This is a genomic window from Streptomyces sp. ST2-7A (genome assembly GCF_021390475.1).
Classification (GTDB): Bacteria; Actinomycetota; Actinomycetes; order Streptomycetales; family Streptomycetaceae; genus Streptomyces.
The window spans coordinates 32469-45859 of the sequence record NZ_JAJUWS010000011.1; the positions used below are offsets into that span (position 1 = coordinate 32469).

Annotated in this window: 11 protein-coding genes and 1 pseudogene; 5 read left to right on the forward strand and 7 right to left on the reverse strand. The window is 70.1% G+C overall.

The features are described from left to right. Positions 1 to 44 precede the first annotated feature (44 nt). Genes LZF96_RS09150 through LZF96_RS09170 form a run of 5 tightly spaced genes read right to left on the reverse strand, consistent with a single transcriptional unit; the run spans position 45 to position 5944 of the window. On the reverse strand, positions 45 to 1028 hold the full coding sequence (locus LZF96_RS09150) for a PLP-dependent cysteine synthase family protein (RefSeq protein ID WP_233868501.1): 984 nt from the start codon (positions 1026 to 1028) through the stop codon (positions 45 to 47). Then, positions 1025 to 2167 carry a histidinol-phosphate transaminase gene (gene hisC / locus LZF96_RS09155; protein ID WP_233868503.1) on the reverse strand — a complete coding sequence of 381 codons (1143 nt, stop codon included), beginning with the start codon at positions 2165 to 2167 and terminating at the stop codon, positions 1025 to 1027. The genes LZF96_RS09150 and hisC overlap by 4 nt, the downstream gene beginning before the upstream one ends. Continuing rightward, positions 2164 to 3579, reverse strand: a complete 1416-nt coding sequence (locus tag LZF96_RS09160) for an MATE family efflux transporter (RefSeq protein ID WP_233868506.1) — start codon at positions 3577 to 3579, stop codon at positions 2164 to 2166. Before LZF96_RS09160 ends, hisC begins: the two co-directional genes overlap by 4 nt. Beyond that, on the reverse strand, positions 3576 to 4556 hold the full coding sequence (locus LZF96_RS09165) for an ornithine cyclodeaminase (RefSeq protein WP_233868509.1): 981 nt from the start codon (positions 4554 to 4556) through the stop codon (positions 3576 to 3578). Before LZF96_RS09165 ends, LZF96_RS09160 begins: the two co-directional genes overlap by 4 nt. A 29-nt stretch (positions 4557 to 4585) precedes the next feature. Beyond that, entirely contained in the window at positions 4586 to 5944 is a 1359-nt protein-coding gene (locus LZF96_RS09170) for an alanine racemase (protein WP_233868512.1), read from the reverse strand. A 46-nt stretch (positions 5945 to 5990) separates the two neighbouring features. Here LZF96_RS09170 and LZF96_RS09175 point away from each other — a divergent pair, with 46 nt between their 5' ends. After that, complete coding sequence (locus LZF96_RS09175; RefSeq protein ID WP_233868515.1) at positions 5991 to 6188, forward strand: hypothetical protein; 198 nt, start codon at positions 5991 to 5993, stop codon at positions 6186 to 6188. Between the two features lie 174 nt (positions 6189 to 6362). Here LZF96_RS09175 and LZF96_RS09180 read toward each other — a convergent pair. Beyond that, positions 6363 to 7189 (reverse strand): annotated as a pseudogene (locus tag LZF96_RS09180) (hypothetical protein); the annotation flags it as partial. Between the two features lie 356 nt (positions 7190 to 7545). On the opposite strand from LZF96_RS09180, the gene LZF96_RS09185 reads away from it, so the two are divergent. From LZF96_RS09185 to LZF96_RS09195, 3 genes are all read left to right on the forward strand, one after another. Next, the gene (locus LZF96_RS09185) at positions 7546 to 7749 is read left to right on the forward strand and encodes a cold-shock protein (RefSeq protein WP_233868518.1); all 204 of its coding nucleotides are present in this window, start codon (positions 7546 to 7548) and stop codon (positions 7747 to 7749) included. A gap of 247 nt (positions 7750 to 7996) precedes the next feature. Beyond that, positions 7997 to 9508: a DEAD/DEAH box helicase gene (locus LZF96_RS09190; protein ID WP_233868521.1), complete on the forward strand. Its 1512-nt coding sequence runs from the start codon at positions 7997 to 7999 to the stop codon at positions 9506 to 9508. A gap of 334 nt (positions 9509 to 9842) precedes the next feature. Next, entirely contained in the window at positions 9843 to 10151 is a 309-nt protein-coding gene (locus LZF96_RS09195; protein ID WP_233868524.1) for an SCO5918 family protein, read from the forward strand. A gap of 577 nt (positions 10152 to 10728) precedes the next feature. Here LZF96_RS09195 and LZF96_RS09200 read toward each other — a convergent pair. Beyond that, complete coding sequence (locus LZF96_RS09200; RefSeq protein WP_233868528.1) at positions 10729 to 11967, reverse strand: PP2C family protein-serine/threonine phosphatase; 1239 nt, start codon at positions 11965 to 11967, stop codon at positions 10729 to 10731. A 618-nt stretch (positions 11968 to 12585) separates the two neighbouring features. Here LZF96_RS09200 and LZF96_RS09205 point away from each other — a divergent pair. Next, positions 12586 to 13350 (forward strand): trans-aconitate 2-methyltransferase, encoded by a 765-nt coding sequence (locus LZF96_RS09205; protein ID WP_233868531.1) that lies wholly within the window; start codon positions 12586 to 12588, stop codon positions 13348 to 13350. Positions 13351 to 13391 lie beyond the last annotated feature (41 nt).

Consider the following 13391-nt stretch of genomic DNA (forward strand, 5'->3'; position numbering starts at 1 on the left):
TGGTGGATTCGCTGGATTTCTTCGTGATCGCGCCGAGCCGGGCGCTACCGCAGCATCGAGGCCAGCCGGTCGACGACCTGCGCGTCGAACAGGCCGTTGGCGGCCATCCAGTCGTCGTTGAACACGGTGTCCAGGTACTTCTCGCCGCCGTCGCAGACAAGCACGACGATCGTGGTCTCGGGCCCCACGCTCTGCGCGAGCTCCAGGGCCTTGTAGACCACGCCGCCCGCCGAGCCGCCGATCAGGACGCCGAAGTTCCTGGCCAGGTAGCGGCACGTCTCGAAGGCTTCCGAGTCGCTCGCCTTGATCCCCTCGTCGATCAGGTCGTAGTCGACGAGGTCGCCGATCTCCGAGCCTTCCGGCGACCCGGTGCCGGACTGGTGGTACGGCGCGCCTGCCCCGCCGAAGGCGATGGAGCCCACCGGCTCGACGCCGATGATCCTCAGCTCCGGGATGCGCTCCCGCAGGGCACGGCCGGTCCCGCACAGCGAGCCACCGGTGCCCACCGCCCCGAGGAGGTAGTGGATCTCGTCACCGAGGTCGTCGTGCAACTCTCGGGCGAGTGGCCTGTAGCCGTTGGGATTCCCCTGGTTGACGTGCTGCGCGGTCCAGTACGCGCCCTGCTCGGCCGCGAGCCGTTCGGCCACGGCGTCGCGTTCGGCGGTGGCCAGGGCCTCGTCGTCACCGGCGATGTTGAGCATTTCGGCGCCGTAGGCGAGCATGCCCCGTAATTTGTCCGCGCTGGAGTGGTTGTCCACCACCGCGGTGAACTTGTACCCGCGTTCGGCGGAGATGAGCGCCAGGCCGAGTCCGGTGTTGCCCGAGGTGGACTCGACCAGCCATCCGCCCGGGGCGAGCAGCCCCGCCGCCTCGGCCTCGTCCACCATGGTCCTGGCCATTCGTATCTTGGCGGTGCCGGTGGGGTTGTACTGCTCCATTTTCAGCAGGACGGTCCCGGCCCCGTCCGCCACCGCCAGCCTGAGCAGAGGGGTTTGGCCGATCAGCTCGGACACCCTGTTCTTGATCATGGTCTGTCCTTCGCGCAGGTCTCCGTCAGACACCGCACGAAGAAGTCGTTGTCTTCGGGGGTCGACAGTGAGGCTCGGATGAAGTTCTCGTAGCCCGGCTCCCGCCAGGCCTTGACGATGATCCCGGCGCGGTGCAACTCGTGGGTCACCTGATCGGAGCGTCGGTTCGTGTCGATGAACAGGAAATTGGCCGAGGACGCCACGACGCTGAATCCCGCGCCACGCAACCGGTCGGTGACCCGTGCGATCTCCAGACCGGTCCGGCGAACCGTTTCTGCCAGATGCGCGTGGTCCCCCAGCGCCGCGACGGCGGCGTCCTGTGCCAGTTGGTTGACGTTGTAGGGGGTGCGGACCCGGTCCAGTGCCCGGACCAGCGCGGAGTCGGAGGCGACGCCGAACCCCACCCGGAGGCCTGCCAGGCCGTATGCCTTGGAGAAGGTGCGCAACACGATCCACGGCCGGTCCTGTCCCCGCAGAACCGCCAGCCCGTCGGGGTACTCCGGGTTGGGGCGGGCGAACTCGCAGTACGCCTCGTCGAGCACCAGCAAGGCCGACCGCGGGGTGCCGGCCACGACCCGCTCCAGTTCGCCGGTGCCGAGAATCGCGCCCGTGGGGTTGCACGGGTTGGCGAGGAAGACGAGTTTCGGGCCCAGGGCCAGCGCGTCACGCCACGCGGCGGCGTCAAACCCGAACTCGGCGGTGACCGGGACCTTCTCGACCCGGGCCCCCACCATGCGCGGGAAGATCTCGTGCAGGCTGAAGCCGGGCGCCTGGGTGGTCACCAGGTCACGCGGGCCGAGCACGGCCTGACACAGCAGTTCCAGGATGTTCTCCGAACCGTTGCCGAGCACGATCCGATCGACCGGCACGGACAGCCTCGTCCCGATCGCCTCGGCCAGCCGCTTGCCGGTGGGATCGGGGTAGCGGGAGAGGCCGTCGGCCAGCCGCGGGCTCAGGGCTTCCGCTACCGAGGGAGAGGCGCCGTAGGGGCTCTCGTTGTTGGAGAGCTTGATGACGTGGGCGGTGCCGCTGAGGGCGGCCACCTTGTCGGTGTCGGCGCCGGGGTCGTAGGCGGGCAGGCCCGCCACCTCCCGGCGCACCAGGGATGCCGAGGTCGCCGGTTCGGGGAAGTGGTTCATGACGACCTCGTCACCAGGGCAGGTGCGCCGGGCCCCGCTCGATGCAGCCGGTCCACCCGGCGCAGGAACGCGATCACCAGGATGACGGCGGTGGCCGCGAGGCCGATGGTCTGGCCGATCCAGACGCCCTCGACCCCCCGGTCGGCGGTCACCCCGAGGAGGTAGCCCGCGGGTAGCCCGATCAACCAGTACCCGACGAGGGAGATCCGGAACGGGCTTACGGTGTCGCCGACCCCGCGCATGATGCCGTTGCCGATGTTCTGGCTGGCGTCGAACACCTGCATGAGCGCGGCGATCAGCAGGCCGGTCGTGGTCAGCGCGATGATGCCCGAGCTTCCCGCATGCTCGGCCGAGAGGAACAACGACGCGATCCGACCCGGCATCGCCACGTACACGACGGCGATGCCCAGCATGGCGACCACGCCCCAGCCCAGGCCCAGGAGCCCCATCCTGCGTGCCGCCACGTAGTCGTCGGCACCGCTGGCCTCACTGATGTGGATCGACGCCGCGTGCGACAACCCGGCGGAGATCATGAAGACGATATAGATGATCTGATTCAGCACCGTCTGTGCGGCCAGGGCCTCGACACCCAAGGTGCCGATGATCAGGGTGAGCACACTGAAGAACCCGGCTTCCGAGGCGTAGGTCCCCGCGATCGGCAGACCGAGGCGCCAGACGGACCGGACCGCGTCGGGGGACCAGCGCCCTCCCCCCGACCAGCTGAGGTACGGGCGGATCTCGCTGTCGCGCGAGATCACCGCGACGAAGGCCAGGAAGGACAGCAGGAACACCGTGACGGTGGCGATCGCGACGCCGAGGAAGCCGAAGGCGGGCAGCCCGAGCTTGCCGTAGATCAGCACGTAGTTCAGGCCGATGGTGGCGCCGACCGACGCCAGCGTGATGGCCAGCAACGGACCGGGCCGCTTGAGGCCGGTGGTGAAATGGCGCAGGTTCTGGAACCACAGGCACGGCAGCATGCCAGGAGCCATGATCATCAGGAAGTCGCCTGCCTTGTCGACCACCACCGGGCTCTGGCCCAGCCACAGGAGCAGCGGACCGATCAGCAGCAGTACCGCGGCGAACACGACACCGCATACGGTCGCCCAGAAGAACCCGGCGAACAGCAGCTGGCGAACCCGCTCCCGGTCGCCGCGCACACGCGCCTCGGCGACCAGGTTGCTGACCCCGGTGACCAGACCGGTCCCGGTGGTGCGCAGCTGGTTGAACAGCACGATGGCCAGTCCGGCGGCGGCGATCTCGACCGCGCCGAGCCTGCCGAGCATGACGATGTCCACGGTGGTCAGTGCGACATAGGCGAAGTTGGTCAGGATCAACGGGAACGCGAGCTTGAGCAGTGCCCGCGAGTTCTTGACCCACCAGCCCGCGCCTGCCTCGACCGTATCGGTGCTCACCAGAAGTCGGCCCTTTCCCCGCGCCCGGCGGCCAGGGCGAGATCGGCGATGTAGCGGCCCAGCGCGGCGTCGGTGACCGCCATTCCGCTGTTGTAGGCGAAGACCACATCGTCGGGAGCGCGCCGCGCGGGCGCCCGGCCGAGCAGGATGTCCGGCAGTTCGGCGTCCACCGACGGCAGGCTGCCGTCCTCGCCTCGCAGGTCGTCGCAGGTGGCGTGCATCTGGGCGGTGTCGGTGGCGATCCGGTAGTCCGCGCCGTGGCACACGTCGGCGTGCACGCCGTATCCGAGCAGCACGGCGACCGAACCCGGCTTCATCCACTCGCGCCGGACCTCCTCCGTCACCGACAGGCCGGCGACGCCGATCACGATGTCCGCCTCCCCGGCGGCCCGTCGAAGGTCCTCCACCACCTCGACCTCCCGGTCGGCCACACTGTCCTGGACCGCGCGCAGACCGTCGGGATAGGTGCCGAACACCTGCAACCGGTCCAGTTCCGGCAGTGCCGCGAGCAGCATCGGCAAGGCCATCCGCCCTTGGACTCCGGTGCCGACGACCAAGGCACTGCGGGCGTCCGGGCAGGCCGCGCGGGCGAATAACGCGGTGGTGGCCGACGACCGCAGGGGTCCGAGCTTCACCACGTCCATCAGCGCGATCGGCGCACCGGTGGTGTCGTCGGCGAGGAAGATGAACGAGTGGAACCGGTAGCTGTCCCGGCTGCGGCGTGGGTCGAACTCGTAGACGGCCTTGAAGCACACGGTGCCGCTGGCACCGTCCCTGGCCACCATCGAGTAGCTCAGTGAATGGTGGTCGGAGTCCTCGATGATGGTCTTGACCGGGTTGTCGGACCCGCCTTCGCGCAACGCGCGGTAGGCCTTCTCGACGACCGAGATCACCTGCCGGTAATCGAAGTCGAGCCCTTCTTGTTGCGACTGTGGCAACAGCCACAACTGGCCGGGCGCGGCGTAATTCTGTGACATGCGAGATTTGCCCTTCATCGGAGGTCGAGTCAGATCCCGTCCAGCTGCCAGCGGGGCGGGGCCCCGCCGTCGCCGAGCCGGAGGACGGCCTTCGCCGGCAGTGCGGCGTCGTGGAACGGCGATTCGTTGGAGTCCATCTGGTAGCCGGCGGTGTTGAGATAGACCAGCTGGTCGCCGCGGCGCACCGGCCGCGGGAAGCCGATCTTCCGCCAGGTCACCAGATCGCTCTCCAAACAGGTCGAACCCGCGACGCAGGCCGGGAACACCTCGTCGGTGACAGACCGGGCGGACAGCGGCACCGGGTCCGGGAGGTAGTCGCTGTTGAACCACTGTTCGGAGAGGCTGAAACTGCTGCCCGCGACGGTGACGATCGCGTACCCGTCGGTGTCCCGCCGGTCGTCGACCTGCTGCACCCGGAACAAGGTGAAGCCGGCCTGGTCCAGCAGCGCCCGCCCGGGCTCGATGACGAACCGGACGCCGTGGCGGGCCGCCTTCGCCGAGAGGCTCCCGCCGGCGACCGGGTGGCCCATGATCGCGCGCACCGCCTCCGCGGCGGACTGACCCCCGTACGGGTAGAAGTCGTCGAAGTTCTTGGCGCCGTGGTAATGGGCGGGCTCGTTCCGCTCGACGAACTCCTCCCACAACAGCGGATCGACGTAGCGCACCGGCAGGCCGCCGCCGATGTCGACCAGCTCCGCTGATGGTGAGCCACGCCGTCTGGCGTCGAGGCAGAGATCGATCATCTCGTCCGCCGCCATGGCGCGTTCGGCCGTCGAGTAGCCGGTCAGGTGGAAGGAGAATCCCCGTAGGTTCACGTGGCCGGCGTGTTCCGCGCAGAGGCTGACGGCGGTGTCGCGCTCGGCGGCGGCCATCCCGAAACGGCTCCCCGGCTGACTGTCCGTCCGGGATCGCAGCAGCACCGTGACCCGCTGTCCCGCAAGGCGAGCGGCGGCGGCCAGCCTGCGAAGTTCGCTCACCGAATCAACGGCTACCAGGCAGCCGTGCCGGACGGCGAGCGCGTGCAGGGTGTCGTCCTTCTCCGGGCCGGAGATGCCGATCCGGTGTCCTGGCACCCCGCCTGCCAGTGCCTTGACCAGTTCGGGGGCGCTGGCGGCGTCGACCCCGACACCGAGAGCGGCGGCCGACCTGACGTAGCAGTCGGCCTTGTTCGCCTTCTTGGCGAACAGAATGTCGGCGTCCGCCCCCGCTTCGGCGCACGCTCGCCGGAGCGTGGCGACGTTCTCCTCGAAGACCTCCGGCAGCACGACGTGCAGCGGTGACCCCAGGCCGTCCAGGAGGTCGGCCAGCAGGGCTTGGTGATCGTCCAGCAGTGTGGCGACGGTGGGATGGCGAAGGGCGGTCAGTGATAAGGGCCGATCCGCGGACACGGGAGACCCCGACTCTTGGCTCGATGTGGGCACTCGATCTTTCTACATGAACCTGATAATCATTTGCAACAGGTTGGGTGGGCTCATCCCGACCCACCAGCCGGCCGCGGGCATCGCGCCCGCGCCACCGCTCCGGGGTGAGCAGGCCGATGTGCACGCCGGCGACGGCGAAAACCTCCTCCGGGGTTCCGGTCCCGACCACTCGGCCGCCGGAGAGGGCGACCCCCTGGTCGGCGGTTCCTGATGGGGGAGACCGGGAAGGAGGCCGACCCGCAACCTTTCGGGCCCGTGGAACCCGGCGGTTGGTGGGGCCGACGGGGGTAACCGCCGTGGTTGTCGCCGCTTCCGTGGGCGGGGTCTTGGGCGAGGAGGCGGCCCGTGGCGGGGGTGTGGAGGTGGACGCCATGAGGGTCGGGCCGGTGATGCGGGTGGTGGAACATCGCGGACGGCGAAGGAGTCGCCAGGGCTTCGGAGTGGCCACGACCTGTTCACCCGGCGCTCGGATCCTCGCGTGGGAGCGATTGTGGGTCCGTTGGCCGGTGGAGAGGTTTTCTCATCGGCCGCGGCAGGGGGTGCGCACGGTGCCACCGGCGCCCTGGTCGCGCTTGTCGGCCCGGCAGGGCGCGTTCACGCGGCTCAACGCGTCGATGATGGCCCGGGTGCGGGCGGCGCGGATGTCTGGACGGCTCCCGGCGGGGCGGGCGGGGCCCACAACGGACGGCCGGTGGGGGTGCCTCCCGGCCGAGGGCCGGGGGAGGGGCTGGGCTGGGGCCACACGTTCATCCCGTGCCTCCTCGAATGGTACGGCCGATCGGCGGCGATATCCCCCGACCTTCGGCCGGGAGGTACCCCCGGTCGAAGGTCGGAAGGGTGCCGTCCGGGATCACGAACACCTTCCACGCCGTCGCCCCGGTCGCGGTCGTGAGGTCCGGGGCCCGGGCGGCCGGGAGCGCGACGGCTTCGGTGACGTGGCGGTGGGCGGTGGGGATGCCGATACCCGCCGCGAGCCCCGTATGGGGAATCCCCCGTCCCCGGGGTCGGAGGAGTACGACCGCACCGTGGGTGCCGGGGTCAACAGGGCCTGATGGCAGGGGAAAGCCGTCTCCACCGGGTACCGGTCGCGCGTCGGTACGCGGTGAGGGGATCCGACAGGTGACCCGGGGTCGATGGGGACGGATCGACTCCGGCGGGTGGACAGGCACGTGAGGCCCCGGGCGGACGGGTTGATCCCGATCGACGCCCCATCTCCCGGGATTTTCATCCTTCCCCCACTCGGCCCCGCACCCGGGCCTCCCACTGTCGGGTGACTTGGAAAAGGCTCAATATCTGTCCCCGCGACATGAGGGTTTGGCGGATCATGCGGCGAGAGTTTTTGCCGCGAGGGGCAGGGTGGGATTATTCAACGCACGCGCGCCGTTCCGACATGCTACTGTCTCTCTCAGTTGCAGTTGTGGTTCCCAAAACTTCAAGTGCCTCCACCCGGCTCCTGCCGAGTGGGCGTGCTTTTGTATTTCCGGTCGTTTCCGGGCGGGGTAATCATCGCGGCGACACGGCGTCCGCGTGGTGCGGGCTCCGATGCACTGCCCCAAAGGAGATATGACATGGCTGCTGGTACCGTGAAGTGGTTCAACTCGGAAAAGGGCTTCGGCTTCATCGAGCAGGATGGTGGCGGCGCCGACGTGTTCGCCCACTACTCGAACATCGCCGCCCAGGGTTTCCGTGAGCTGCTCGAGGGTCAGAAGGTCAACTTCGACATCGCGCAGGGCCAGAAGGGCCCGACGGCCGAGAACATCGTTCCGGCCTGACGCGCACTCTGTGACCGGGGCCCGCATCCTTCGGGGTGCGGGCCCCGGTCACATGTTTTCCCGCGATGGGTTCACCGCGGCCGACGCCCACGTTTCACGCCCCATCGCGTCACCCATTTCAGTACCTGTGTCCGCACGGATTTCCGGTGGCCGGGTTTTCTTTATCGCCGGTTCATGTCTGTGATTTCTCGTGCTGCTCGTTGCCGCGGAAATTCCTTGATATGCGCCGCATCGAGGAAGGTTCCGCATGAACCGCACACGTATGAATGACCGTTCCGCCCGCCCCCGCGCCGGCGGTGCCGACGCCGGAAGGGGCGGCAGCCGCTTCGGTTCGCAGGCGCCGCGCCGTTCCGGTGGGTCGGCCCGTTCCGGCGGTTACGGCCGTCGACCCGCCGCGCCGCAGGGTGAGTTCGCGCTCCCCGTGACGCTCACCCCCGCGCTGCCCGCCGTGGAGGGCTTCGCCGACCTCGACATGCCCCGGCAGCTCCTGGCCGAACTCGGCAAGCAGGGCATGACCGCACCGTTCCCGATCCAGGCCGCGACGCTGCCCAACTCCCTGGCGGGCCGTGATGTCCTGGGCCGCGGACGCACCGGCTCCGGCAAGACCCTCGCCTTCGGTCTCGCACTGCTCGCCCGCACGGCGGGACAGCGTGCCGAGCCCCGCCAGCCGCTGGGGTTGATCCTCGTACCGACCCGTGAGCTGGCGCAGCAGGTCACCGACGCTTTGACTCCGTACGCCCGCTCCGTCGGGTCGCGACTGGCCACGGTGGTGGGCGGGATGTCGATCGGCAGACAGACCGGCGCGTTGCGAGGCGGAGCCGAAGTCGTCGTCGCGACCCCGGGGCGACTCAAGGACCTCATCGACCGTGGCGACTGCCGGCTGAACCAGGTGGGCATCACGGTGTTGGACGAGGCCGACCAGATGGCCGACATGGGGTTCATGCCGCAGGTGACCGCGTTGCTCGACCAGGTCCGCCCGGAGGGACAGCGGATGCTGTTCTCCGCCACCCTGGACCGTAACGTCGACCTGCTGGTGCGCCGCTATCTGACCGACCCCGTCGTGCACTCGGTCGACCCGTCGGCCGGCGCGGTCACGACGATGGAACACCACGTCCTGCACGTCCACGGTGCCGACAAGCACGCCGCGACGACCGAGATCGCCGCCCGCGACGGCCGCGTGATCATGTTCCTGGACACCAAGCACGCCGTCGACCGGCTCACCCGGGACCTGCTCAACAGCGGGGTACGGGCCGCCGCGCTGCACGGCGGCAAGTCGCAGCCGCAGCGCACCCGGACGCTGGCGCAGTTCAAGACGGGGCATGTCGGCGTGCTGGTGGCGACCAACGTCGCGGCGCGTGGCATCCACGTCGACAACCTCGACCTCGTCGTCAACGTCGACCCGCCGACCGACCACAAGGACTACCTCCACCGCGGTGGCCGTACCGCCCGCGCCGGCGAGTCCGGCAGTGTCGTCACCCTCGTCACGCCGAACCAGCGCCGCGGCATGGTCCGCCTCATGTCGGACGCCGGGATCCAGCCGCAGACCACCCGGATCCACTCGGGCGACGAGGCCCTGAGCCGGATCACCGGCGCCCGGGTCCCGTCCGGTGTCCCGGTCGTCATCACCGCACCGGAGGCCGAACGCTCCCGACGCGGCCCCTCCTCCCGGGGTGGCTCCTCCTCCCGGGGCCGACGCCGCCCCTCTTCGGCGATCCGGCGCGAGCCCGTACGCCGGTCCGTCTCCGACACGGCGGCCTAGAACCCTCGTGCCCGGGAAGCCGACCCGTCTCCGCGGAGGGCACCCTCGACGCCGGTCCGGATACGGACCGGCCCGGCGGGCGCCGGCCCGGTGCACGGGACGGTGACCGGGGCGATGGCCGCGACCGGAGCACGGGTGCCCGACGCCACGGGCGTCGGGGTGGCGCGGTCCGTCACGGTCGCCGTCCGCCCGGGCCGCCCGATCGTCCGTGACCGGGACGGCCGGTGCCCCGCCGTGGCCGACGAGCGGGGCGATGCCCCGGGCGTTCCCGCTCTCTCCCGCTGAACCACCTCTCCCGCTCGGACCGTTCTTCCCTTCTCCTCTGTGAGGCCCCATGCGCTGCGTCATCGCCCGCTTCCCCTTCGAACTCACCAAGAGCGGCGTGCTGGAATCGATGAAGGGGATCAAGCCCGAAGCGGGAACCGGCGAATCCGTGATCATCGGTCGTCGCCACTACCCCCTCAAGCAGGTCGGTCAGGTCGTCACCCGCCAGGACCGACGCGACTTCAGCGCCGCCGAAGTCCTCCGGGCGATGACGAAGCTCGGCTTCACCTGCCGCACCCTCCCCGAGGCCGTACCCGTACGCGACCTCAGCCCTCTCCAGCGGGCTTCCGCGATGCTCGGCACCCCCTTGGCCGTTTGACCGACGGGGCGGGCTCGTCGCAGGAAGTGTCCGGTGGGCGGAGTAGCCGAGAGGCGCCCATGGCCCGGGAACCGACCCCCTCGATCACAACGCGGTACATCCCGCCCGTCTCCGGGGCCCCCATCGGGCCCTGCGGGATCCGGGTGACATTCGGGTGACACGGTGGTGCTGATGATCGGGTGGCCCGTCCATCGCGAGGGTGTCGAAGAGGGCGGAACCCCTCCCGGCGGGTGAAATCCGTCGGGATTTCCGTCGCCCTCCGCCTCCGGACGGCTTCGGGAGCCGCCGGAGGCGGTGCTCACAACCCCGCCGATGACCACGGTCGGGGAGGTCCGAGAGCCCCGCCCGGATTCCACCGGGGCGGCGATGTCACCGGACAAGCCGTCGGGTCTCCGACGTGGCGCGGGATCGTATTCACCGGCGGTCCGGCTGCTTCAGTGGTGACGCCACCGGGCGAGACGGGCACTCGCGGTTCTGTCGCCGGAGACGACGCGGGCGACGCGGTCACCCGGGGCAGCGCGCCCCGCTCCGCCCGCCCGGGGGCCGGCCGGAGCGGAATGGCGGAGCGGTCATCGGGTCATCGATCGGGAGTGGACCGCCCCGTCCGTGACGGTGCGGACGCGTTGGCGAGGTCGGCGCCGGTGTCGGCGTCCCGCCGGGAGTGGTCGACGCCGTGCCAGTCCAGGCACATGACGGTCGCGTCGTCCTGCAGATGGCCGTGGTTGGCGTCGACGATCGCCGAGATGAGAGTGCGGGCGGCCTCGCGGGGATGCAGCTCGCCGGTGCGGACGACCAGGTCGGCCAGGTCGAGGCTGTTGGCGTTGCGCTCGAGCATGCCGTCGGTGAGCATCACCAACCGGTCGCCCGGCCGCAGGTCCGGGGATTGGACCCGGTAGGTGGGGGAGATCTGGAAGCCGAACGGCAGGTCGATCTGCGGAACGATCTGTTGTACCCGTCCGTCCCGCAGGCGTAGTGGCCAGGGGTGGCCGGCGTTGACGAACTCGGTCCTGCCGTCGAGCAGGCTGATGCGCAGGAGTTGGCCGGTGACGTAGCCCCGGCGGCCGTGATCCCGGATGGCCCGGTCGGCCTGGTGGGCCTGCTCGGCGAGGTCGGCACCGGCCCGCCGTGCCCGGCGCAGGGCGCCCACGAGGAGGCTGGCCAGTAGCGCGGCGTCGACATCGTGCCCCATGGCGTCGGTGACGGAGAGCTGGACCGTGTCCCGGTCGATCACGTAGTCGAAGGTGTCACCCCCGACGTGGTCCGCCGGCTCCAGCGCCCCGGCGACCGCGAACTGCGCCGCCTCACAGGCAAGCGACGTCGGGAGCAACCGGTGCTGGATCTCCGCGGCCAGGCTCAGCGGAATGGTGCGGCGGCCCCACTGGTACACATCGGTGAAGGGCCGGTTCGCGATCACGATGTACGCCAGGGCGTGCGCGGTCTCGCCGATCTCCCGCATCACCTCCGCGTCCGGCTCCGTGGGCAGGAACAGTTCGAGGAGTCCGATGGCGTCCCCGCGGTTGGTCACCGGGGCGATGACCCGTACCAGCGCGTCCTCGCTCCTGTCCTCCACCGCCGGCCGCTGGGTGCGGATCACGTCCTCGTACAGGGTGCCCCGCAGCGTGATGCGCCGGGCGGGCTCATCGGTGTCGACGCTGCCCGCCGCCCCCAGCCGTACGACCGAGCCGCCGGTGAAGTCGGTGATGAGGAACGACACCGACGCGGCCTCGAGGTGCTCCTTGAGCATGCGCGCGACCACGTCGAGCGACTCCACGGGCGCCGCGGCCTCGGCCGCCGCCAATGTTCCGGCCAAGGTCATCGTCCCGCCCCGGCCACGTCCGTTCCCGGGAGCACGAGCGACCGGTTCACCGTTCCCGTCGGGCCCACATGCGGTCACGGCGACTCCTCGCTGCTTGTCTGTGCCCGGTTTTCCGTCCCGGGCGGGCGACGGGGCGACGCCGGCCCGGTGCCGGACAGTTGTCATTGCACCACAGAGTCCCCGAACGGACGCACTTGGGGATCAACCACCGGTCGGACGTCCCGACGCCACCACCGTGTGGAACGCCCCGGCATCGCGACCGCTCGGCCCACCGGGGTTCACGCCACCCCGCGCCGGCGGTGACCCGTCGTGATCGCCGCGGCCCGCATGGCGGTCTGTACGTGGTGCGAGTTCACCGCCGAACTCCCGGCCGCCCACCGGATCCGGTGGGGGAGGGGTGCCGTGTGACACCGTCGGCGAACGCGGTCGTTCCGGGCTGCCGTTGGTTTCGCCGCGGCTCGGCCCCCCCGGCACGGCGCCCTCACCGCGATCGCCCACCGAGGAGGGGCGATCTTCCCCGGGACAGACAACTCTCGAAATCAATGGCATTGATAATCGTTTTCATATATGGATTGGGTGCCGGTCGCTACGGACGAGGAACGGAAGAGGTGCACGGACGTGGACGTGAGCAGGGGGACGGCCGGCACGTGGGTGGAGCGCTGGGAACGACAGCAGCGGCGGTACGCGGTGGATCGCGAGGAGCGGTTCACGGTGATCTCCGATGTCGTGGAGCACGTCTGCGCCGGTCGTGACCGGCCGCTCCTGCTCGACCTCGGCTGCGGCCCCGGCTCCCTGTCCGCCCGGCTCGCCCACCGCCTGCCGGGTGCGGAGATCGTCGCGGTGGACATGGATCCCGTGCTGTTGGGGCTGGGACGCTCCCATCACGCGAACGCCGCCCGGTACGTGGAGGCGAAAATCGGCGCGGACGGCTGGGTCGAGGCCCTGGAACTGCGCCGCGACCCGGACGTCGTCGTCTCTACGACGGCTCTGCACTATCTCTCCGCTCCCGCGCTGCTGCGGACCTACCGCGTTCTCGCGGCTCTTCTACGGCCCGGCGGGGCGCTGGTCAACGGAGATCATTTCCCTCCCGACGAGCAGTCCTGCGCGGAGCTCACCGTCCGGGTGGGTCGGCTCAGGGCCGAGCGGGCGGGCGATCACGGCCACGAGGACTGGGAGTCCTGGTGGAGGGAGGCGGCCGCGGACCCGGAACTGGCCGATCTGTTCGAGCGACGGGAGCGGAGCCGTCCCTCGCCCGACGAGGACGGGAATCGGGACCTCTCCGTGCGCCACCACACCGAACTGCTGCTCCGGGCGGGGTTCCACCACGTCACGCCGGTGTGGCAGGTGGGGGACAGCGGCGTGCTCGTGGCGCTGAAGGACTGACACACCCGTACCCGTACCAGTGCCCCGCCACCGCCCCGTCG